We start from the raw sequence: 21,246 nt of genomic DNA on the forward strand, positions 1-21,246 counted from the left end.
TCATCGCGAGAACGCGCTGAGCGCTGACTCTGCGATAGGTCGCAATCTCCGGATCACCCCGCCCAGTACCCTTGCAAGCCACGGCCCGAGGCGCAATAAGGGGGCAAATTCCACAAACCGCTCAGGAGCGTCATGTCCCTTCGCGTTGTTTTTATGGGCACCCCGGATTTCTCGGTGCCGACCCTGATGGAAATCGTCGGGCACGGGCACGAGGTCGTCGCCTGTTACTGCCAGCCGCCGCGTCCGGCGGGACGGGGCATGGATCTCCGCAAGTCACCGGTTCACGAGGCCGCCGAATCCTTCGGCATTCCGGTATTCACGCCGAAGAGCCTCAAGGGCGGGGCGGAACAGGCGGAGTTCGCGGCACTGGACGCGGATGTGGCGGTGGTGGTCGCCTACGGCCTTCTGCTGCCCAGGGTCATTCTGGACGCCCCGCGCGAAGGCTGTCTCAATCTTCATGCCTCCATTCTCCCCCGCTGGCGCGGCGCGGCGCCGATCAACAGGGCGATCATGGCGGGCGACCGCGAAACGGCGGTTCAGGTCATGCGCATGGAGGAAGGTCTGGATACCGGGCCTGTCTGCATGTCGGAAACCGTCGCCATCGGCGAGGACATGACCGCTGGTGAACTTCACGACCGGCTTTCCGCACTCGGCGGCGACCTGATGGTCCGCGCCCTGGCGGCCTTGTCTCGCGGCGCTCTCGGCGAGCAGCCGCAGGCCGAAGAGGGCGCGACTTACGCCGCAAAGCTTTCCAAGCAGGAAACCCACATTGACTGGAACAGACCTGCGCAGGAAGTGCATAACCACATCCGCGGCCTTTCCCCGTTTCCCGGCGCCTGGTGCGAGATGACGCTTGGCGGAAAGCCGGAGCGTGTGAAAATCCTGCGCAGCACCCTGGCCCAGGGCCAGGGGGCTCACGGAACAGTACTGGACACGGCCCATGGCCCGGTCATTGCCTGCGCCACAGGTGCAGTGCGTCTCGATCAGGTCCAGCGGGCCGGCAAGAAACCGATGAGCGGCATGGATTTCCTGCGCGGGACTTCCCTTCCTGACGGCACGGTTCTGGAATAGGATCGATGCAGGAGAGATCGATGACCAATGCTGCCGGCACGCCCAATCTGACATTCAGGGATGTCACGTCCGAGGACGAAGCTGTTGTGAAGGACCTTCTGGAAGCGGCATTTCCGTCCGACATGGAGGCCCGTCTTGTCCACAAGCTGCGCCATTGCGGCGCGCTGGTGCTTGAGCAGGTGGCTGTGGACGGTCAGGGCGATGTGCAGGGCCACGTTGCCTATAGCCGTGTGACGCCGGCGGCCATCGGCCGCGCACAGGGCCTGCAGGTCGCGTGCCTTGCACCGGTAGCGGTCTGGCCGGACCGGCAGCGCACCGGCATCGGCTCGGCGCTGATCACCGCGTCGTTGCAAAAACTCAAGGGCCTGGGCGAGGATCTGGTGCTGGTGCTCGGTTATCCGGGCTATTATCCGCGGTTCGGCTTCGACCCTGTTCTGGCGCGCAAGGTTCAGGGCCCCTATGCCGGCGACGCCTTCATGGCGCTTGCATTGACGGAGGCGGGCAGCCGCGATCTGCCCATAGAGGTGGCATTCGCCACGCCGTTTGAAGAATTCGAGTAATGCCGCGATACAAGCTGACGGTGGAATATGACGGCCGGCCGTTCTGCGGCTGGCAGCGCCAGAGCAACGGACCGTCCGTTCAGGCGGTGATCGAGCGCGCCCTGAAATCCTTTTCCGGGGAAGACGTGACGATCGGCGGGGCCGGGCGCACGGATACCGGCGTTCATGCGACCGGGCAGGTCTGCCATGCGGATCTGTCGAAATCCTGGCCTGCCAGGACGGTCATGGGGGCGGTGAATTTCTATTGCCTGCCCGATCCGGTCGTCATTCTCGATGCGGAGGAAATGCATGAGGGTTTCGATGCCCGCTTTTCCGCGATTCGCCGGTCCTACCAGTATCGTATTCACAATCGTCTCGCGTCGCTGACCTATCAGCGCGGTCTGGCCTGGCATGTGAAAACGGATCTCGATGCCGAAGCCATGCACGCCGCGGCGCAGGAATTCGTCGGCCATCACGATTTTACCACCTTCCGCCACACCCGCTGTCAGGCCAAAAGCCCGGAAAAGACGCTGGAGCATTTTTCCGTTCGACGGGAGGGCGAATTCGTCATCGCCGAATGTTCCTCCCGCTCGTTCCTGCACAACCAGGTCCGCTCCATGGTGGGATCCCTGCGCCTGGTGGGCGAGGGTAAATGGGGGCCGGGCGACATCACAAAGGCTCTACAGGCCCGCGACCGCACCGCCTGCGGCCCGGTCGCCCCGTCTGACGGGCTGTATCTCACCCGCGTCGATTACCGCCCGGTGGAGGTTGATCTGGCGGAGTGGAAAGACAAGCAGGCGCGCAAGACCGTGCCGGCTGTCGAGGAGAACGGGGAGGCGTAAGCCGTTCCCTCTTGGAAGCGTCCCTCAGTCAGCACGCCGGAATTCCGGGACCCGGGACCCGGGACGCGCGGTCTCTCTCGCAGAGCTGGTTCTGGCACTTCTCGAATCACGGCATTTCAGCCGCCAATCCTGATTGTTGGAACAGCCGTGTCGGACGTGCTCCGGCACCCGTTGCAAGCAGCTACGGGAACGCTCGAAAGCGACGAATTTCCGCCAATTGTGGGGCTGCAATCCCATGCGGCCTGACGCGTTTTCAGATGGCTCTCAAAAGCGGCCTCACCTTGTGAAGCGGAGCGGCGGGTCAAAAAATTAGACACTTGTACAAATGGACTCGTTGACAAAAATACGCCTGGAGTCTAAATGTTCGTCATGGTCAATTTTACGTCCCTCGAGTGCGAAGGTGCGTTCACTGCCACGGAAAGCAGCGTATGAACTAAAGTAAAAAATACATTCAACGATGTACTCAATCTGGTTTAACTCTGGGGCTGAAGCCGTTGCCCGGAGCGCTGGGTGTTGTAAAAAGCCAATAAAAACAAAGTGTTGTAAAAATACTACTCGGAAGTTGAATGTAGTTGGTTGATACGCAAAGGGCTTGATTGTCAGGATGAAAATTGGAAGAACGTAAGTAGGCAAGGAAGTAGAAGAAAACTAAATCTAAAAATTACAAATCAGTTTACTCTGATTTGTGGTGGGGTTGAGTATTGTTCTCTCTTTATTGCTTATATGAACGTAAAATTGGAGAATAAAGATGAAACTCAAGAGCTTGATGCTCGGCGCTGCAGCAGCTGCTGCCGCTACCACCGCCCAGGCAGCCGATCTTCCGGTTGCTCCGGAGCCGGTCGATTACGTTCGCGTCTGTGACGCTTACGGTGCACGCTTCTACTACATCCCGGGCACCGAAACCTGCCTCCGCGTTGGCGGCCGTGTTCGTACCCAGATCGTAGCCAATAACGTTCTGGAAGACGGCAACTGGTCTGACCGCGATTCTGACGGTTACTCCTGGCTGGCTCGTGGTTACCTGTACCTTGACGCTCGCACGGCTACCGAATTCGGCACGCTGCGCACCTATGTCTCCATGTACGGCAACTCCACAAATGGCGACGCTTCCGGCTTCGAAATGGACAACGCCTACATCCAGTGGGGCGGCCTGACAGCTGGTCGTCTGACTTCGAACTTCGACATCTTCACCGGTCAGGCCTTCATCGGTGTTGTCGATCGTGACTGGTCGGACGTGACCGTGAACCAGGTTGCTTACACTGCAGCTTTCGGCAACGGTTTCTCCGCAACCATCGCTATTGAAGACCGTTCCAGCCGTGAAGCTACCGGTTCCGCAGCAGGCGGCGGCGTAGTGAACTACGGCGGCACACGTGCTCCGGACGTCGTTGCTGCTCTCGGCATCTCCCAGGGTTGGGGTTCCGCACAGCTGTCCGGTGTTCTGCACCAGGTTTACCCGGATGCAGCTGCTAACGGCGGCAACAACGGCGGCGAAGACGAAATGGGCTTTGCAGTCGGCGGTGGCGTAGTCGTTAACCTGCCGATGGTTACCCCGGGTTCGAACATCTTCTTCCAGGGTTTCTACGGCGACGGCGCAATGGCCTACATCTCCACCTTCGGTGGTGTTGCAGACAGCAACGGTTCGGGCGACACCTCCACAGGTTACTCCCTCTCCGCTGGTGCCTTCATTCAGGCAACTTCGACCATCGGTCTCGCACTCGACGGTTCTTACCTCGACGTTGACGCAGCCGCTGGCCTGAACGATGTGACCCGTTATGCAATCGACGGTTCCGTACAGTGGGAGCCGGTCTCCGGTTTCGTAATGGGTGCTGATGTTGGTTACGCCAACACCGACTACGACGTCACTGGCGACACCGACGAACTCCTCTTCGGTGTTCGTATGCAGCGGACGTTCTGATCCCTGACCAGTTAACTGGCTGCGGTCACTGACCTCCTTGACCTCCAGTCGGTCAACGGCCCGGCAGACTCCAATCTGCCGGGCCGTCCCCATTACAGACCTGACCGAAGCCTTCCGGGCGGGCGAGAGACGGTCGCGCGAGAATGGAAGCTGTTAATCGACGCTGTTCAAGACAAGTTGCCGCAGTGCTCGATAGGACCGGTGCACCTGATCGATGTCCACCGCATACTTCTTCCACTGCTCGAATGAGAATCTGATGAAATCGCAAAGGTCATCAAATTCCACATTTTCAAGACGCATGCGATTCTTGTACGGCTCGAGCAAATCGGCGATGACGCTGTTGTAAATTTTAATGATATTGTTTTTTTTATCTTGAGACATTTCTTCGGTAGCTTGAAGAATTTCTTTCCGGTGAGGAATGGTCATGATGATCTTGCACGGCTCAAGTGTAAGAAAATTGAAGGCCACATCCAGACGATCGCCGAGATCGTCAAGAGCAGCGCATTGCCTTGAGATGGCGCAAGCCGACTGCTGGGCGCGATGTTCGAGTGCGCCGTAAATCAGTTCTTCCTTGCCGTCATATGCATTGTAGATCGATTGCCGCGCAACGCCTGCAGCGGTCGCAATCTCACTCATGGTGGTTTTCTTCACCCCATAGTGAGCAAAAAGCTCCAAAGCTGTTTCGACAATCTTGATATTACGTTCATTCATACTTATTTGATAGGGTTACCGTCAGGCGTTGTCAATTTCAGGTAACAACTTCGAGAGTGGTAATATTCAAGAAAGCGCCGGTCTGCGAACTCTGCTCGGCAGTTTCATCAAATTGAGTTTTCTCTCAATTGCGTCCAGACAAAAGAAATACCGCCAAAATGCTGGACCTTATTGCTTCCGGCCCCGGCGCGGATCCTGGGTGTCCGGCTAAGCAAAGTCACGGTATTCTTCGTCGCCACTTGTGAGCCCAACACCCTGGTGCGCTCTACCTCCGGTGTTCCTGAGGTATCACCACACATTTCCTGTAAAGATGCCAGGTCGTATGGCCCAGTATAGGCAGGGTGACGACAAGCCCGATAAAGGCCGGAATCATCGAGACGATCAGAACCGCCGTGACCGTGAACGCCCATCCGATCATCGGCACAGGGGACTTCACCACGGCGCGGACGCTGGTAATCATCGCGGTGATGAAATCGCGGTCTTCTTCCAGCAGCAGCGGGAAGGAAATCACCGTCAGCGAGAACAGGATCAGCGACAGCACCGCGCCGACCACATGGCCGACGGCCAGGAACATCAGTCCCTCCGGCGTACTGATCACCTCGTTCAGGAATTCCTGGAACGATGCGAAGGAGCGAAAGCCCAGGAAAAGGGCGAGCAGCAGACGCACCTGATACATCCACATGATCTGGATGAAGAGAACCACGAAGGCCATCCAGGACAGTTCCCGGCTTTTCTGCGCCCACATGGTTCCGAAGATTTTCGACCAGGACAGAGCTTCGCCCGTGTTCAACCGGCGGCTGACCTCGTAGAGGCCAACCGCTGCGAACGGACCGATCAGCACGAAACCGGCGGCAGCCGGGTAGGACAGGTAGCTCATGTTGAGTGCGGCGGCACTGAGGACGACGAACAGGCCGCCGAGCGCGAAGACCGCACCGATGCACAAACCATAGACCGGAGCGCGGCGAAAATCGGCCAGGCCGGCGGCCAGGGCGTCGATGACATCGTTGACGCTGATCGTGTTGACCTGCGGCATGGGCCGGATGCCGTCACCGGCCGGAGTTCCGGTGCTCATCGGGGCCGTATTGTTCTCGTCCATCCGCCAGCTTCCTCCCAAAAGCGGCCTGCCTCGCGCAGGCAGGCAATCTTAGCCGGGAAAATCAGGGCTGTTCAATGCGGAGAAGGACTTATACGAGCCTAACCTGAGACGAGCGCTATCCTCCTGCCGGTTTAGGCGCACTAACCGATTCCGCCGCGGCCGCTGCGATCTGTTGCTTCTGCTCATTATCGAGCTTTGTGTTGTCCGGCATATGCACGCGCACTTCCTTGCGCGCGAACTGGATGCCGTTTTCCTCGAATGCCTGCTGGACGCGCTTGTAGATTTCCTTGCGCATGCCGAACTGCTTGCCGGGCTTGGTGGTGAACTTGCCGCGCACAACGATGCCGACATCGTCGACATCGGCAACGCCCTGACCCTTGAAGGGCGCCAGGATGTCGTCCTTGAACTCATCCATCTCCATGATCTCCTGGCCGATCTTCTTGAAGAGCTTGCGGACCTTTTCGACATCCGTATCGAACGGCACCGTGAACTTGAGCTTCATGATCACCCAGTCGCGGGAGAGGTTGGTGAGTTTGGGGATCTCGCCATAGGGCACGATGTGAACGGCGCCCCTTGTGCCGCGCAGTTGCAGCGAACGGATCGAGATTTTCTCGATGGAGCCCATGGTTCCGTCTGCATCGATGAATTCACCCAGGCGGAAGGCATCGTCCATCAGGAAGAAAATGCCTGAGACCACATCGCGGACCAGGGTCTGCGCACCGAAACCGACCGCCAGGCCGATGACGCCGGCCCCGGCCAGAAGCGGGGTGATGTTGACGCCGAGCTGGCTGAGCGCCAGCAGCACCGTGAGCGTCAGAATGGTGATCTGCGAGATCACGCGGATCAGCGGCAGGATCGTTGCAAGGCGGGACTTGCCGGCACCACCCATTTCCGCGTCGTCGTCCTCGTTCGCCACTGGCGGAGAATCCTTGGCGAGCTGATGGGCGACCCAGAGATTGATGATCTCCCAGGCAAGATACCCGGCTGCGAGGATCAGGAGCAGGATGACGGTGTGCCTGGCGACGGTTGTTTCACCGTCACCACCGATCGCCAGCAGGTTCAGGCCGTAGATGCGTCCGATTGCCAGGATCAGGAAGGCGACGAGAGCGACGCGGGCGATCCGCACATAGCTGTGCCGGGACTGACGGTGGGCGGCTTCCGCCACCGGGCCTTCCCCCTGCTTCGGAGGGATGATGTGCGAGACGATACCGCGCGCCATCGTGTCGAGGAACGGCGCGAATACGACAAGGATGATGACCGCGAAGGAGCGGGTCGCTGTCAGGGTCTCGATGCCCATGCTTACGGAAAATTGCACCAGCAGCCAGTTGAAAACGATGAACGCCATGGAGAAGTAGGGCCAGAAACTGGCCATGCGTTCCAACCCGCTGGTCGGCTCCTTTTCGTCTCCCAGAATGATGTTGGTCAACCCGCGCCGGGCCTTCCACAGAACCGCGACGATCCAGGCGTTTACCGCGAAACTGACAAAAAACCGGAACGTTTCGCCGATGGTCTCACCCGCATCGCGAATGACAATGCCCAGGAAGAAGGAAATGCCGACAAAGGCGAACAGCATTGTGAAATTGCGGTAGAGCGATTTGGCGGTGTGATCGTCCGCCGTGACCAGACGCAGTTCTGGCCGGTGCGGGGCAAGCGCGAAGCGCAAGAGAGCCGCGATCAGCCGGGGCAGGAAGACAATCCAGAACACGGCCTGAAAGGCGACGGTTTTGACCTGCGGATCGACAAGGAAGATCCGGCCCACCACAAGGGCGACGACCGCGAAGACGATCAGGCCGCCAAGATCGAGACCGGCCCGGGTCGAGACCATCTTGACGGTCTCGTAAAGACTTGTCGGAGAGTGGCTGCGCAGACTGGCCCGTCTGGAGGCAGCCAGCCGGTTCACCAGGAACTCCGCGATAAAGCCCGCGGCAAGAAGAAGGGCAATTGCGCCGGCGAGAATATGAAAGGGTCCGGCGATCTTTCCGGCGAGAAGATCGCCGATGCCGGTAACAAGACCGGTCAAAAGCGCCGGCAGGTTGAGGAAATATCCCGCGATCGCCAGTCCCAGATTGTCCAGAGCCGTTTCAACCTGCTCGAAGATGCCGGGTCTGTTTTCAGCGGGCGTTGCCGTCTGGCCTTTCGCTTCCGCGCCCTGTTGCAGCAGGGTCATGAGATCCGTCAGCGCTTTCACCTGTTGCGGGTCGAGATCCGAAACAAGTTTCTCCATCGCTTCCTGCTGAAGCGGTGCGGGCAGAGTGGAGGTGCTGCTCTGGGCGGAGGCCGGAGCCGGCGGCAATATGACCTGGACGAGACACAGAAGGGCTATGCAGGCTGTTACTGTCGTCTTCCAAACACCGGTCATCAGCGCGTTCCCCTTCATCGCTGTTGAATCATATGCTGTCAGGTGTGACACGCCAACTGTGCAATTTTCCTTAAGTCAGCCGGCGTCGTTGTGGCGTCAAAGGCACGCTGCTCACGTCGATGGGCGGCTCGCTTCGCACACCGGCACCCGAAATGCGCCGGTGGGAAATCATGACAGAGCTTGATCAACGTCGCTTATGCGTCTACGTCCAAGCCAGAACGATCTACAGCGAGCGGGATTGAATGAGCACGCCCCAACGAAGCGCGAATATATCACCGGGCATATTCTGGGCCCTGCTGAGCCCGATCGGCCGCATGGGCAGGCTGCCCTACTGGATGTGCTTTGCCTTCATGTGGGTCGTCATCGGCATCGCCATCCGCCTGTGGTGGATGTCGCTCACCGAATTGCCGACGCCCGAGACGGTGACGGTCAACATCTTCGTGAGCTCCAATCCGCTGCTGCCGTTCCTGCTTCTGGTGCTCAACTGGTTCGAACTGGCGCTGGTCATCAAGCGGCTGCAGGATATCGGCCAGAGCGGGTTTCTCGCGTTGCTGATCTTCGTACCCGGCGTTAACCTGCTGGTCGTGCTCGTTCTGGGCTGCATTCCCGGCAAGGCGGAGGCGAACCGTCACGGTCCGTTGCCGAACAGCTACTGGCGCAGGAGCTGACCGGGGCGACCGGCTATGCCATGAAACCCCGGCAAGCCGCACAGCGGGTCTGATTTCAGCGGTGAGTGCACCTGACGCACATCCGGCTGCAAACATCCCGATACCGAAAAACAAATGTGGAGTTCTCCAGCGATGCCGTCTTCCGCCGTCACCATCGCCCGCGACCTGATCCGCTGCCCGTCCGTGACACCGGCCGAAGGCGGTGCGCTGTCCTACCTGCAGGAGCTGCTGGCAGGGGCGGGGTTCGCGGTCTCGCGTGTCACCTTCACGGATGACGACACGCCGGACGTGGACAATCTTTTTGCCACCATCGGCACCGGAAAACCGCATTTCGTCTTTGCCGGTCACACCGACGTGGTTCCGGCCGGGACGGCGGGCGACTGGCGTCACGACCCGTTCGACGGCACGATTTCCGATGGCTTCCTTTTCGGCCGCGGCGCGGTGGACATGAAGGGCGGCATCGCCGCCTTTGCAGCCGCGGCACTGGACTACATCGGTGAGGCCGGAACGGATTTCGGTGGCACGATCTCCTTCCTGATCACCGGCGACGAGGAAGGCCCGGCGGTCAACGGCACGGTGAAGCTGCTGCAATGGGCGAAGGAGCAGGGGCATGAATTCGACGCCTGCATCGTCGGCGAGCCGACCAACCCGGACAAGCTCGGCGACGCCATCAAGATCGGTCGGCGCGGATCACTCTCCGGCATGGTCTCGGTCACCGGTGTCCAGGGCCATGTCGCCTATCCGCATCTGGCGGATAACCCTATCCCCGGACTGGTGCGTCTGATCGCGGCGCTGGATGCCCTTGAACTCGATCAGGGCAACGAGCGCTTTCAGCCGTCCAATCTGGAGGTGGTGAACATCGAAGTCGGCAATCCTGCCTTCAACGTCATTCCCGCCCGCGCCGAAGCCCGTTTCAACATCCGCTCCAACGACGCCTGGACGCTGGACAAGCTGAAGGCAAAAATCAGCGAGACCCTGCAGGCCGTCGATCTCGGCAGCCTGCAGCTGGAGATCGCCTTCAGGCGTGATGCCAGCGAGTCCTTCCTGACGAAGGACGAGACCTTGATTGCCGCGCTCGGCAAGGCCGTCGAGGCGGAAACCGGCCGCGTTCCGGAGCTCTCCACCGGCGGGGGAACCTCCGACGCCCGCTTCATCAAGAACTATTGCCCCGTGGTGGAATTCGGCCTCGTGGGCCAGACGATGCACAAGGTCGATGAATGCGCCGCCGTCGAGGATCTTGACCGGCTGGCAGCGATCTATAAACGTTTTCTGACGAGCTATTTCTCTTGAGAGCCTTGCGCGCGGCGATGACCTCGGCCGCAACGCTTTCACACTTGGTATTCACCCACCTGCTTTCATATGATTTTGCATGGAAGCCGGGCCGGTCCGGAAATTGAATTCGGAAATTTGATCCTGTCAACGGGAGCGCGTCGACTTTGGTGAGTTTGAACGAAATTCGGGCCGCGCTTGACGGGTCCTGGCTGCTGTTGCGCAACCGGCCGGAAGGGATGGCCTATTTCGACCAGTCCATTCAGGGCTTCTGGCGGTCCTTCTCGGCGGTTTTCCTGCTGATCCCGGCGTTCCTGCTCAGCGGTCTCGCCGAAAAGGAATTCTATTTTTCCGAAGAGATGTTCCAGCCGGAGACCTTTCCCGACGGGGCCTACTGGACGGCGCAGTTCATCGGTCTGGCGGTCGACTGGGTCACGCTGCCCATTCTGCTGGCCGTACTGGCGGTGCCGATCGGCATTTCAAAACGCTACGTGCCCTTCATCGTCGTGCGCAACTGGACCAGCCTGCTGGCGTCCGTGCCCTATCTGATCACCTATGTGCTCTTCCTGCTGCGGATCATCCCGCCGGGCGTTGCCGTGCTGCTGTCGTTTTCCAGCCTTCTCGCCGTCCTCTGGTACCGCTACCTTGTCGCCCGCATCGCCCTCCAGGCCACCATCAGTCTCGCCGTCGGCATAGTCGTACTCGACATCGTCCTGACCCTGGTGATCTCCCAGATCGTCGGAAATCTCTGGGGCGGTTAGACTTCTGTCCGGCGCCCGCAGCAGAGCAGCAAATCCGGCCTGGTCCCCTTCCCCCTTGTGGGGAAGGGGTAGGGAAGGGGGTAAACGGCGAAGCCGTAGTCGGCCGGTCCGTCCCGACCCCCACCCCTGACCCCTCCCCACAAGGAGGAGGGGGACTTCCAGCGCAAGGTGCTCGCCCGCGATATGCGGGAGGTCTCTGTTTCGCAGCGAGTTATGTGAAATGCTGGCGTGGCGGGTTGGCCAGGCTGCAGGTCGCCGCCCGCAGAAGAGCGGCAAACCCGGCCTGGTCCCCTTCCCCCTTGTGGGGAAGGGTTAGGGAAGGGGGTGAACGGCGAGGCCGTAATCTGCGGACCCGTCCCGACCCCCACCCCGACCCTTCCCCACAAGGGGGAGGGGGACTTCCAGCGCAAGGCGCTCGCCCGCGATATGCGGGAGGTCTCTGTTTCGCAGCGAGTTATGCGAAATGCTGGCGTGGCGGGTTGGCCAGGATGCAGGTCGCCGCCCGCAGCAGAGCGGCAAACTCGGTCTGATCCCCTTCCCCCTTGTGGGGAAGGGTTAGGGAAGGGGGTAAACGGCGAAGCCGTAATCTGCCGGTCCCGTCCCGACCCCCACCCCTGACCCCTCCCCACAAGGGGGAGGGGGACTTCCAGCGCAAGGCGCTCGCCCGCGATATGCGGGAGGTCTCTGTTTCGCAGCGCGTGTAGTGGATAGTTAGCGTGGCGGGTTGGCCAGGATGCAGGTCGCCGCCCGCAGCAGAGCGGCAAACCCGGTCTGATCCCCTTCCCCCTTGTGGGGAAGGGTTAGGGATGGGGGTATACGGCGCAGCCGTACCCGGAAGATCCGATCCCGCTCAGTCGCGCAGCAGTTCGTTGATGCCGGTCTTGGAGCGGGTCTTTTCGTCGACGGTCTTCACGATGACCGCGCAATAGAGGTTCGGGGCCGGTTCGCCGTTGCCCATTTTGGTGGCGGTCGGCATGGAGCCGGCGACGACCACGGAATAGGGCGGCACTTCGCCATAGCTGACTTCGCCGGTCATGCGGTTGACGATCCGCGTCGACTGGCCGATGAAGACGCCCATGCCGAGCACCGAGCCTTCGCGCACGATGCAGCCTTCCACGACTTCCGAGCGGGCGCCGATGAAGCAGTTGTCCTCGATGATGACCGGGCCGGCCTGCAGCGGTTCCAGAACACCGCCGATGCCGACGCCGCCGGACAGATGCACGTTCTTGCCGATCTGTGCGCAGGAGCCGACCGTCGCCCAGGTGTCGACCATCGTGCCCTCGTCCACATAGGCACCCAGGTTGACGAAGGACGGCATCAGCACGACGCCCTTGCCGATGAAGGCGGAGCGGCGCACGGTGCAGTTCGGCACGGCGCGGAAGCCGGCCTGCTCGAAATCGACACCGCGCCAGCCGTCGAACTTGGAGGGAACCTTGTCCCACCAGGTCGCATCGCCCGGGCCGCCCTTGATGACCTCCATCGGGTTGAGGCGGAATGACAGCAGCACGGCCTTCTTGGCCCATTGGTTGACGACCCAGTCGCCGTCCTTCTTTTCCGCAACGCGCAGCTTTCCGTGGTCCAGAAGGGACATGGCGGTGTCCACCGCGTCACGGATTTCCCCGGTGGTCGAGGTGCCGATGGAATCGCGGTCTTCAAAGGCGGCGTCGATGATTTTGGACAGGGCGGCGAGATCGTGGGTCATCAGAAAGAAGGTCTCCGGCGGTGTCGAATTAAGCGCGGACCTAAGCCGCCGCACCGCGCACTGTCAAGCGCTTCGCGCCTCCAGGATGTCCCGTTCGGCGGTTTGCCCCCGGCATCGCGGTTCCGGAAGGCGTCCTTTCCTCCCTGCCGCTTCACTCATCCGGGTCAGCACCCCACTCTTCTCTTCGCCGTCCCGGACTTGATCCGGGACCTTTCCCCATGCTTTGCCGCCCTCGACATGATCCGGGGTCTTGGGCAGATCCGGAGCAGGTCCCGGATCAGGTCCGGGACGGCAAAGCATGGAGCCCCTACTCGGATGCGGACCTCGCCGGACGTGAGCATTCGCACCGCACGGAAGACGTCCCCGGAAACCGGGAAGGTTGAGCAAATCTAACCGGTGGGTTTCCTTTTCGCGGCATATTCAGCCGCACGGGACGGGCTATGATGACGACAGTTCAACGCATTTCGGAAAGCCGCTCCCCTTGGAACTCTGGATCCCCATCACGATCGCCGCCGCGTTCTGCCAGAACCTGCGCACGGCCCTGCAGAAACATCTGAAGGGCAGGTTGGGCACAACAGGTGCGACCTTCATCCGCTTCGGCTACGGGGTTCCCTTCGCCGCGCTTTATGTCGCCTTTCTGCATTTCGGTCTGGATCATCCCCTGCCGGACCCGACCGCCACGATGCTGGTCGCCGGGGCGCTCGGCGGTCTGGCGCAGATCCTGGCGACCTTCCTTCTGATCCATCTGTTCTCCTTCCGCAATTTCGCGGTCGGCACGGCCTATTCCAAGACGGAGCCGATCCAGGCAGCCCTCTTCGGTTTCGTGGTGCTTGGTGAACAGGTTTCGCTGACGGCAGCGGTCTGCATCCTGATCGGCATTACCGGTGTCATCGTCATCACGCTCGCCCGCGTGCCGATGACGCTCAGCGCCGTCAGGTCGTCGCTGATCGGCCGGCCCGCCCTGATCGGGTTGGCGTCCGCCGCCCTCTTCGGCGCCTCGGCGGTGGCCTACCGCACCGCGTCCCTGTCCCTCGACGGCACCACCGTCGCCATGCAGGCCGCCTTCGCGCTGATCTATGCGACATCGTTCCAGACCGTCGCCATGGCCGCCTGGATGGCCGTGCGCGAGCCGGACCAGCTGCGCGCCAGCCTCGCCGCCTGGCGCAGCGCGGTCTGGGTCGGCATCGCGGGCGTCGCCGGATCGGCCGGCTGGTTCACCGCCATGACCCTGCAAAACGTCGCCTACGTCCGCGCCCTTGCCCAGATCGAACTCGTCTTCACTTTCCTGGCCTCCTGGCTGTTCTTCAAGGAAGTGATCGCGAAGTCGGAAATCCTTGGCTGCGTCCTGATCGTGCTGGCGGTGATCGGGATTGTTCTGTTAGGGTGAGGGGCATCGCAGCGTTCGGATGGACGTCATCCGCAACGACTGCTTTGCACCCTGATCTCGGTCGTTAGTTCGTTTTCGTTTCCATCCTGAAAGCCGAAATTCATCGCAGACGCAGTGAATTCACTGGTTGGGCGGGAAACTGACATTTGTTGCGCCGTTCACCAATGTCAGCAACGTGCAGGAAGCGGTCGTGAGGATTTCACACCACATTGATGATAGAGGGCGAGCTTTGTCGGATTTCCGAGAGTTCGGATCCGCAAGCCTAATCAGGTATATTTATAAGGGAGCTCCACATCGATCAAGAACGTGCCCAAAGAGTGTTCGTTCCGCCCAGTGCTCCTACCCAAGCTAACATCTTGAAATTGCTTCCGAAGACTCGACCGTTCTGAAAAGGAAAATCGATTACCAAATCGATCTCCTCTTCGCCATCTCGCCCCTTTTCTCTATAGAATTGTACGTCTCCCGCCGCTGAAAAAAGAGCGGGCAAAACCGTGCGGGGCCGATCAACCGATGCGAGCACGCCCTCAAGACGAAAATTCATTGTTCAAATCTACTTAAGATTGTGTTAAGGTATTTTATGAGGTGATGCGTGCAATAAGCGAATACCAGCGGTTCAGTTGATTTTTTGATTTTTCTAATTTTTTGGCTTGGGGGGGCTATGGGCGTTTTTGGTCTCGATGCCACGGCCAGTCGGCGAAGCATATTCTCTGAAGCTTCCGGCGGCACCGTGCAAGTCGCGGGGGTAGAGGTGGTTCAGGCCATCCAGAACCTCGCACATGACGTTCGTTTGATCGCGCAGAAACGTACGGTTGTCCGGATCTACGTCAAGCCCAATGGCCTGTCGCGAAACGTGCGCGTCAGGGCCGAGATTGCGATCTCCTCGACGCGCGGCGGCCCGGAAAAATACATCGTCTCGCGCAACATCGTCTCGTTGCGATCCTCGGATCATCCCGATCTGGAGGCTCAGCGCCGCGATGAGGATCAAAGCCTCAATATCGAGCTTCCCCTGCAGCAGGTCGGGGCGCTGCATGTCCGGGTCAAGCGGATCATCCCGGTTGCCATGGGCGACGACGTTCCGATCAGCAATCCCGACAACGCGATTGAGGTGAATTTCGAAGCCGCGCCGCCCTTGCGCATTCGGGTTGTGGGGCTGCGTTACACCGACAACCGGCTGAATCCGCCTGTAAGTTTTGCCCCCGACGCACTGCATTTCGATCTCCTGCGGTCCTACCTGACGCGCACATATCCGGTGCCCGAACTGGAATGGTCCCAGATCGTCGTGCCCATCGGCAGCAACGTCGAACCGCCTTTCAGCGACGGAACGCCCAACGACCCGTTGTGGCAGACCTTGGCCGCGCGAGTGCTTTTGCGGCTGCAGTTAATCCGGCAGGCGGATGTCAACGCCGGACGGGATCCGCGCACCCACTATTACGGGCTGATTGCCGACGACAGCGGCTTTTTCCGGGGACGCGCGACACAGGTGGCGGCGTCACCGGACCCGGCGACGGTGGCCATGGGGCCCGCGGGCCGTAGTGGGTTTTCCTGGGATGACGATGGTTCTTATGCCGACTGGTATGGTGCGCATGAATTGGGCCACACGCTCGGGTGCCGCCATCCTGGTCACTGCAACCAGGACCGCGATCCGCTCTCGAGCTTTCCCTATGAGAACGGACGCATTTCGGATGCTGCCGAGGGCTGCGTCGGATTCGACACCGGCGATCCCGACCTCGGACTTCCAATGCGGGCTCTGCCGCATCCGGACAACAGCGATTTCATGACCTATTGCGAAAACCAGTGGGTGTCGCGTCACACTTACGATGAGATCTTTGATCGACTGCATCTGGAAGACGCCCAGTTTGCACCGGCGAACGTGTAGCGGCGGGAGGAAATGCGATGAGCAAGACATGTATCCAGGCCGTCGGGATCTTCAACCGGGCGGACAATTCGGGTCAGTTTGTAGCGGTGCAACCTGCCAAGGAAAGCTACGTGCCGCAGCAACGTCCGGAAAGTGCCCTGAAAGTATCGGTCGAAACCGAAGACGGCCGGAGGCTGGCGGAGATCCCGGTGACACCGGATTTCGGCAGTTGTGACGACGTGGTGGATGAAGGCACCTTTCAGACCTTCTTTGAACTGCCCGAAGGCACCAAGGTGCTGCGCTTGATGCATGACGGTCAGGAACTTGCGGTCTTTTCCACATCGCCCCCGGGTGCCGCGGCCGAGTCGTTTGGCCTTGGGCTGCGCAGGGGACATTCTGTGCCTTTGACGCAGACCGGTTCGGCCGACCCGAACGCGACCTACACGCTGCAGGCGCGCGAAAAGGGAGGTTCGCTCTGGCAGACGCTGGACATCGGGCTTGACCGCCCGGACGCCGGACAAGTGGATCTCAACCAGTTTCCGCATGCCGATGCGATCGAGGTCAGGGTACTGAAGTCCACCGGCTTCGATACCGAGGAGGTCGACAGGACCGAAATCGATTTCAGCGAATGACCCGGGCGTCGCCGCGCCCGGCGGCCTTTTGAACTGCCCCGGTATTGAGGAGGATACATGCGCGCCGAGGATATTCAGTCGCTTTCGATACATCCGTCCATTGGAATCGCCCGGATCGGCAACGCGCCTGATGCCTGGTTTCCCGCTGCGGAAGTGCGCGGTGGCGTGCCGGAAGACCCGGACGGTTTTCGCAACAGCGGCGGCATGATCAAGCGGCAGGTGCCGCGATTTCGGGTCTACGCAACGCTCAAATCCGGCGAAGTTCGTGAAGTCACGGCGGCTGACGGCACGCTGACATGGCGCGTCGAGGTCGCCAATCTCAAGGCCGGCTGGTACCAGTTTCTTTTCGCGATGGACCTGGATCCGTCCTATGTGGAAGAGCCGCAACAACGCAACGCAGCCCTGACCGGGGAAGCGCGCGAAGATCTTAGTATTCGGCCTGCCGCGCGCCAGATCTCGGGTCCGAACGAGCAAGGGTCCCAGTATCACTTCGACGACGGAGCCTTTTTTGGCAGGACGGTTTACCTTGGCGAGCTGCGGACAGACGAGGCCGGGCGACTGCTGTTCCTTGGCGGCGCCGGTGTGTCCGAGCCGCGACTGCCCGGCGCACGGCCCACGACCTTTGCCAACAATGACGGCTGGCACGACGACACTTGTGACGGGCCGGTGCGCGCCAGTTTCGAAATCGACGGCCAGAGTTTTGAAGCGACGCCGGCGCATGTGGTGGTGGCGCCGCCGAATTACGGGCCGGGACTGTTTGGTGTTGTCACAATGGATGATGTGGTGCTCGATCTCTACGTCCGTCTGGGGTGGCTGGACAAACCGGCAAGCACCTCCTTTACCGAAGACGTCTGGCCCATCTTCGACCGGATGAGCGCGCATCAGTGGGTCAACGACGGCATATTGCTGCTGGCCGGGCAGGGCACGCCGCTGGATGCGCGGGATCCCGGAGTTATCGACCGGCTGATCGACACATCTTCACAGGCTGCAGCCTTTCGCGCGGCCGTGCTGGCGCTTTTCCGGCCGCCGCCGCCGCGGGATCAGGCGGCAGGATTGCCGCCCTTTTACGGTGATACCTTTGGCGATGGCGTCGATGCGGCGCTCGAATATCTGCCGGTGACCCAAACGCAGTACGACCATCTCAATCGATGGGCGATGGGCAATTTCGCCTCGGATTGGACGGGTTTTCCGCAACTGCCGGTCTTCGACGCCCTGACACCGGAACAGCAGGTCGAGGAACTGGACCGAGCGGGTCTGCACGAGTGCCTTGGCGGTCCGTTTCACCCGGGCATCGAGATAACGTGGCCCTTCCGGCTGGCCACCATGTGGGAGGCACCCTATCGCCTGCGCACGCTGCCCGAAGGAGAACCTGTCAGGCAAGACTACGGCCCGGTCCTGACCCGGCAGGAGGCGCTAGCCCCCAACGGACCGCATGGCGCTTCGGGGCCCGGGTCTCTGACACGTTGGCTTGGCGTGCCGTGGCAGACTGATGAGGCGTCCTGCAATTCGGCCGCCATCTACACGCCAAGCCTGTATCTTTCCGCGCCCAGTTTCTGGGGTGCACGGGTTCCGAACCAGGTCATGTCCGCCGAAGCCTTCGAGATTGCGACCTTGCCGGATCAGCCTGAACTGCAGCGGCAGCGTCACTTTTCAAATCGCCGCCTTTGGCTGCGCGACATCCAGGGGCGCGGCTACCTCGAACGCATCGACAACATGGTGTCGATGTGGTGGCGGCTGGGCATGGTCGAGGCCAAGTCGCCACCGCCAAGAAGCGGTCTGCCTGACCCCTGTTTCGTGGAAACCGGCCGCTGGCCGCGTTTCTCTCAGGGCGATTTCACACTGAAGCTGGCACGCGACTTGACGGCGCTTTACCAGGACGAACCCGCCGCGCCGACGGCCGGGCTCGTGCGTGCCGAGGAGGCCTCGCCCAAGCCCACCTTCAAACGCTTCGACCGCGGAGAGGTCTGATGACGCATCCGTGTTTCGATGCGGTTATCGCTGGAGGTGGACCAGCTGGTCTGGCCGCCGCGATTGCCTTGCTGGAGCGCAGGTTGAGCGTCTTCATCCTGAGGCCGCCGGCCGTGCACCCAACGCCGCGCGCCGAGATGCTGCCGCCGGCCGCAGAGCCGATTATCGCCCGGTTGGGCATTGCCGACGTCCTCGAGCAGGCAGTCGCGCTACACCCCGCGCTTGGCCTATGGCCGACGGCCCAACCGGAGGTTCTTGGCCATGCGTCCGCGCAGCAGCGCACCGCGATCAGCATTGACCGGTACGCGCTGATCACGCTTATGGAGAGGCGTGTCAAAGAAAAGGGCGGGCATTTTCACCCGCACCGCTTGCGCGGCATTGCCGGCGCACCGGGAAACTGGCTCGTTGCGACTGGCGACGGGCAGGTAGTGCGCGCGCGCTTTGCGGTCGACGCGACGGGACGGCCCGCGCATCTGGCGCGGCGGCTAGGCGCACAGCTTTGTCTCGGCGCGACTCTTGTGGCGCGGACCTTCTTCCTGCCCGCAACCCCTTGGCCACAGCTTGTCATCGAAGCTACAGCCAACGGTTGGTGGTACGCCTTGCCGATGCAGCAGGGTGGCACGGCGGGGTTTGTCAGCGAAGCCGACACGCTGCCGGAAAAACCAGCCCTGCTGCCGATACCTGGAGGTTTCCCGCCTCGAGCTAAAACATGGGACGCACGGAACAGCCGTCTTTCACCCTGCGCCGGTCCCGGCTGGCTTGCCGCTGGGGATGCCGCGGCGGCCTTTGATCCCGTTGCGTCACAGGGCCTCTTCAATGCGCTTTCTGGAGGGTTCTTTGCCGGGAATGCGGCGGCGGACGCGCTTGCGGGTGAGCACCATGCGTTCATCGTCTATGCAGACCTCGTGGCGCGAACTGCAGTACGCACACATCGTGCCACGCCGCATCACTATGCGACAGCAAGGGGGCAATCCGGTTTCTGGCATCGGCGCAGAGCGCAGGCGTTTTCTGCGCAATCCGAGCGACCCACGCCCTCCCCCTTTTCCGAGCAAGGGTTAGTTTTCCAAGCGAACTTCAATTGAAAAAGGAGTTTTCAAATGGCCAGAATCAGACATGGCAGCGTGGCCGAAGCGATGTTCGGCGTCATGCAAGCACGAGACGCGGCCGGATTGACCCCCGGCGGCCCGCAGCCGGACGCGGTCTTTGACCGTATGCTGCCGCCCGAAAACGACCAGCCGGATGAAGACAAACTCAGGATCCTGGCCGACAGCATGAACGAAGGCACTAATGCGTCAGGGGGCGATGCCGAAATCCCTGCCGGCGTGACTTTTCTGGGACAGTTCATCGACCACGACCTGACGCTCGATTTGGTGTCGAAACTGGGGGACGAAGCCGAAGCCGGCCTGCCAAACTTCCGCACACCGCGTCTCGACCTCGACTCGGTTTATCGTGATAATCCGGATCATTTTCCCTACGCCTACGACCGCAATTTCCATTTTATTGTGGGCACCGCAGACAACCCGGGCGATCTGCCTCGAAACTCGGCCGGCGTGGCCCTGATCGGCGACCCGCGCAACGACGAAAACATGTTCGTGTCGCAGCTGCACGGGCTGTTTCTGCGTTTCCACAACTTCCTGCTGGATCAGGAGACCAGCGGCGGTACAGCATCGGAAGAGCAGTTCATCCAGGTGCGCGCCGCCGTGCGCGCCCTGTACCAGAGCGTCATCGTGTCAGAGTACCTCCCGGCCATCGTCGCCGACTCGGTGTTGCAGCCGATGGTCGACGGCTTCTGGCTGGGTGCCCTTCCCGGGCCGGTTGACTGGGCGACAATGCCCAACATGCCGTTCGAGTTTGCAGCGGCTGCGTTTCGATTCGGGCATTCCCAAGTGCGCTCGGGCTATCGCGTGAACGGCAGCAAGAGCGCCGGCCTGTTCGACATCGGCGGGTTCAATCCGGTCGACACCGACAGCAATGTAGCCTGGAACCTGTTCTTCGACTTCGGCGACGGCGCATTCCAGAAAGCGCGTGATATCGACAGCAACGTGGCCCAGGCGCTTTTCGAGATGCCCGACCGTGTCGCCGGCAAGGACGGACCGTCCCTGCCATTCCGCAACCTTGTGCGGGGGCAACACACCTTCAAGCTGCCTTACGGCGAAGATGTCGCGGCCATATGGAATATGCCGTCCAAGACCCATACCAAGGTCAAGGCGGCCGGCCTGACCAAGTCGCCGCTCTGGTTCTACGTGCTGGCCGAGGCCGAGGACTTCGGCGGCAAGCTGGGTCCGGTAGGCGGTACGATTGTCGCCGGAACGATCCTGAACCTTCTTTTGCGCGACAGCGGCTCGATCGCCCACACCGGCGGCCCTGAAGTGCCTGGCCGGATGAACCAGGTGGCTCGGGCCTCAGTTGCTGAGGTCGCGACTTGATCAGGTCTGATCCCCGAATGCACCCGGGACGGACGACCTGGGTGCACA

General features: G+C 61.1%; 17 protein-coding genes. 13 read left to right on the top strand and 4 right to left on the bottom strand.

Annotated elements, in window-relative coordinates; all coding sequences use genetic code 11:
- Positions 1-132 precede the first annotated feature (132 nt).
- The 4 genes from fmt to Q1B40_RS03885 all read left to right on the top strand — a co-directional run bounded on the left by fmt (position 133) and on the right by Q1B40_RS03885 (position 4,364).
- On the top strand, positions 133-1,071 hold the full coding sequence (fmt, locus tag Q1B40_RS03870; RefSeq protein WP_299810271.1) for a methionyl-tRNA formyltransferase: 939 nt from the start codon (positions 133-135) through the stop codon (positions 1,069-1,071).
- A 20-nt stretch (positions 1,072-1,091) separates the two neighbouring features.
- Positions 1,092-1,631 carry a GNAT family N-acetyltransferase gene (locus tag Q1B40_RS03875; protein WP_299810274.1) on the top strand — a complete coding sequence of 180 codons (540 nt, stop codon included), beginning with the start codon at positions 1,092-1,094 and terminating at the stop codon, positions 1,629-1,631.
- Entirely contained in the window at positions 1,631-2,452 is an 822-nt protein-coding gene (gene truA / locus Q1B40_RS03880) for a tRNA pseudouridine(38-40) synthase TruA (RefSeq protein WP_299810277.1), read from the top strand. The genes Q1B40_RS03875 and truA overlap by 1 nt, the downstream gene beginning before the upstream one ends.
- Positions 2,453-3,200: 748 nt before the next feature.
- A complete protein-coding gene (locus Q1B40_RS03885; RefSeq protein ID WP_299810280.1) occupies positions 3,201-4,364 on the top strand; it encodes a porin in 1,164 nt (387 codons plus the stop codon).
- 153 nt (positions 4,365-4,517) lie between these two features.
- Here Q1B40_RS03885 and Q1B40_RS03890 read toward each other — a convergent pair whose 3' ends face one another.
- The 3 genes from Q1B40_RS03890 to Q1B40_RS03900 form a co-directional block, all read right to left on the bottom strand.
- Entirely contained in the window at positions 4,518-5,075 is a 558-nt protein-coding gene (locus Q1B40_RS03890; RefSeq protein WP_299810283.1) for a TetR/AcrR family transcriptional regulator, read from the bottom strand.
- A gap of 265 nt (positions 5,076-5,340) precedes the next feature.
- The gene (locus tag Q1B40_RS03895; RefSeq protein WP_299812519.1) at positions 5,341-6,108 is read right to left on the bottom strand and encodes a DUF2189 domain-containing protein; all 768 of its coding nucleotides are present in this window, start codon (positions 6,106-6,108) and stop codon (positions 5,341-5,343) included.
- A gap of 178 nt (positions 6,109-6,286) precedes the next feature.
- Entirely contained in the window at positions 6,287-8,530 is a 2,244-nt protein-coding gene (locus Q1B40_RS03900; protein WP_299810286.1) for a mechanosensitive ion channel domain-containing protein, read from the bottom strand.
- Positions 8,531-8,772: 242 nt separating this feature from the next.
- Here Q1B40_RS03900 and Q1B40_RS03905 point away from each other — a divergent pair, with 242 nt between their 5' ends.
- The 3 genes from Q1B40_RS03905 (at position 8,773) to Q1B40_RS03915 (ending at position 11,228) form a co-directional block, all read left to right on the top strand.
- On the top strand, positions 8,773-9,198 hold the full coding sequence (locus tag Q1B40_RS03905; RefSeq protein WP_299810289.1) for a DUF805 domain-containing protein: 426 nt from the start codon (positions 8,773-8,775) through the stop codon (positions 9,196-9,198).
- A 132-nt stretch (positions 9,199-9,330) separates the two neighbouring features.
- On the top strand, positions 9,331-10,488 hold the full coding sequence (gene dapE / locus Q1B40_RS03910; protein ID WP_299810292.1) for a succinyl-diaminopimelate desuccinylase: 1,158 nt from the start codon (positions 9,331-9,333) through the stop codon (positions 10,486-10,488).
- 149 nt (positions 10,489-10,637) lie between these two features.
- Positions 10,638-11,228, top strand: coding sequence for a hypothetical protein (locus Q1B40_RS03915; protein ID WP_299810295.1), 591 nt, complete (start codon positions 10,638-10,640; stop codon positions 11,226-11,228).
- Positions 11,229-12,078: 850 nt separating this feature from the next.
- On the opposite strand, the gene dapD is transcribed toward Q1B40_RS03915, so the two are convergent.
- Positions 12,079-12,933, bottom strand: a complete 855-nt coding sequence (dapD, locus tag Q1B40_RS03920) for a 2,3,4,5-tetrahydropyridine-2,6-dicarboxylate N-succinyltransferase (RefSeq protein ID WP_299812521.1) — start codon at positions 12,931-12,933, stop codon at positions 12,079-12,081.
- A gap of 478 nt (positions 12,934-13,411) precedes the next feature.
- Here dapD and Q1B40_RS03925 point away from each other — a divergent pair, with 478 nt between their 5' ends.
- The 6 genes from Q1B40_RS03925 (at position 13,412) to Q1B40_RS03950 (ending at position 21,198) form a co-directional block, all read left to right on the top strand.
- Positions 13,412-14,317: a DMT family transporter gene (locus Q1B40_RS03925; protein ID WP_299810298.1), complete on the top strand. Its 906-nt coding sequence runs from the start codon at positions 13,412-13,414 to the stop codon at positions 14,315-14,317.
- Between the two features lie 658 nt (positions 14,318-14,975).
- Entirely contained in the window at positions 14,976-16,193 is a 1,218-nt protein-coding gene (locus Q1B40_RS03930; protein WP_299810301.1) for a hypothetical protein, read from the top strand.
- A 17-nt stretch (positions 16,194-16,210) separates the two neighbouring features.
- Positions 16,211-16,804 (top strand): hypothetical protein, encoded by a 594-nt coding sequence (locus tag Q1B40_RS03935; RefSeq protein ID WP_299810303.1) that lies wholly within the window; start codon positions 16,211-16,213, stop codon positions 16,802-16,804.
- A 57-nt stretch (positions 16,805-16,861) separates the two neighbouring features.
- Positions 16,862-18,772, top strand: coding sequence for a LodA/GoxA family CTQ-dependent oxidase (locus Q1B40_RS03940; protein WP_299810306.1), 1,911 nt, complete (start codon positions 16,862-16,864; stop codon positions 18,770-18,772).
- Positions 18,772-19,854 (top strand): NAD(P)/FAD-dependent oxidoreductase, encoded by a 1,083-nt coding sequence (locus Q1B40_RS03945; RefSeq protein ID WP_299810309.1) that lies wholly within the window; start codon positions 18,772-18,774, stop codon positions 19,852-19,854. Before Q1B40_RS03940 ends, Q1B40_RS03945 begins: the two co-directional genes overlap by 1 nt.
- Before the next feature lie 15 nt (positions 19,855-19,869).
- Entirely contained in the window at positions 19,870-21,198 is a 1,329-nt protein-coding gene (locus Q1B40_RS03950) for a peroxidase family protein (RefSeq protein WP_299810311.1), read from the top strand.
- Positions 21,199-21,246: the final 48 nt, after the last annotated feature.

Origin of the sequence: uncultured Roseibium sp. (assembly GCF_947496995.1) — a bacterium.
In the GTDB taxonomy this organism is placed as follows: domain Bacteria; phylum Pseudomonadota; class Alphaproteobacteria; order Rhizobiales; family Stappiaceae; genus Roseibium.

What these genes read in the sequence shown, in the direction of transcription:
- fmt (WP_299810271.1), top strand. Translation starts at nt 133, where the DNA reads ATGTCCCTTCGCGTTGTTTTTATGGGCACCCCGGATTTCTCGGTGCCG.
- Q1B40_RS03875 (WP_299810274.1), top strand. Translation starts at nt 1,092, where the DNA reads ATGACCAATGCTGCCGGCACGCCCAATCTGACATTCAGGGATGTCACG.
- truA (WP_299810277.1), top strand. Translation starts at nt 1,631, where the DNA reads ATGCCGCGATACAAGCTGACGGTGGAATATGACGGCCGGCCGTTCTGC.
- Q1B40_RS03885 (WP_299810280.1), top strand. Translation starts at nt 3,201, where the DNA reads ATGAAACTCAAGAGCTTGATGCTCGGCGCTGCAGCAGCTGCTGCCGCT.
- Q1B40_RS03890 (WP_299810283.1), bottom strand. Translation starts at nt 5,075, where the DNA reads ATGAATGAACGTAATATCAAGATTGTCGAAACAGCTTTGGAGCTTTTT.
- Q1B40_RS03895 (WP_299812519.1), bottom strand. Translation starts at nt 6,108, where the DNA reads ATGCCGCAGGTCAACACGATCAGCGTCAACGATGTCATCGACGCCCTG.
- Q1B40_RS03900 (WP_299810286.1), bottom strand. Translation starts at nt 8,530, where the DNA reads ATGACCGGTGTTTGGAAGACGACAGTAACAGCCTGCATAGCCCTTCTG.
- Q1B40_RS03905 (WP_299810289.1), top strand. Translation starts at nt 8,773, where the DNA reads ATGAGCACGCCCCAACGAAGCGCGAATATATCACCGGGCATATTCTGG.
- dapE (WP_299810292.1), top strand. Translation starts at nt 9,331, where the DNA reads ATGCCGTCTTCCGCCGTCACCATCGCCCGCGACCTGATCCGCTGCCCG.
- Q1B40_RS03930 (WP_299810301.1), top strand. Translation starts at nt 14,976, where the DNA reads ATGGGCGTTTTTGGTCTCGATGCCACGGCCAGTCGGCGAAGCATATTC.
- Q1B40_RS03935 (WP_299810303.1), top strand. Translation starts at nt 16,211, where the DNA reads ATGAGCAAGACATGTATCCAGGCCGTCGGGATCTTCAACCGGGCGGAC.
- Q1B40_RS03940 (WP_299810306.1), top strand. Translation starts at nt 16,862, where the DNA reads ATGCGCGCCGAGGATATTCAGTCGCTTTCGATACATCCGTCCATTGGA.
- Q1B40_RS03945 (WP_299810309.1), top strand. Translation starts at nt 18,772, where the DNA reads ATGACGCATCCGTGTTTCGATGCGGTTATCGCTGGAGGTGGACCAGCT.
- Q1B40_RS03950 (WP_299810311.1), top strand. Translation starts at nt 19,870, where the DNA reads ATGGCCAGAATCAGACATGGCAGCGTGGCCGAAGCGATGTTCGGCGTC.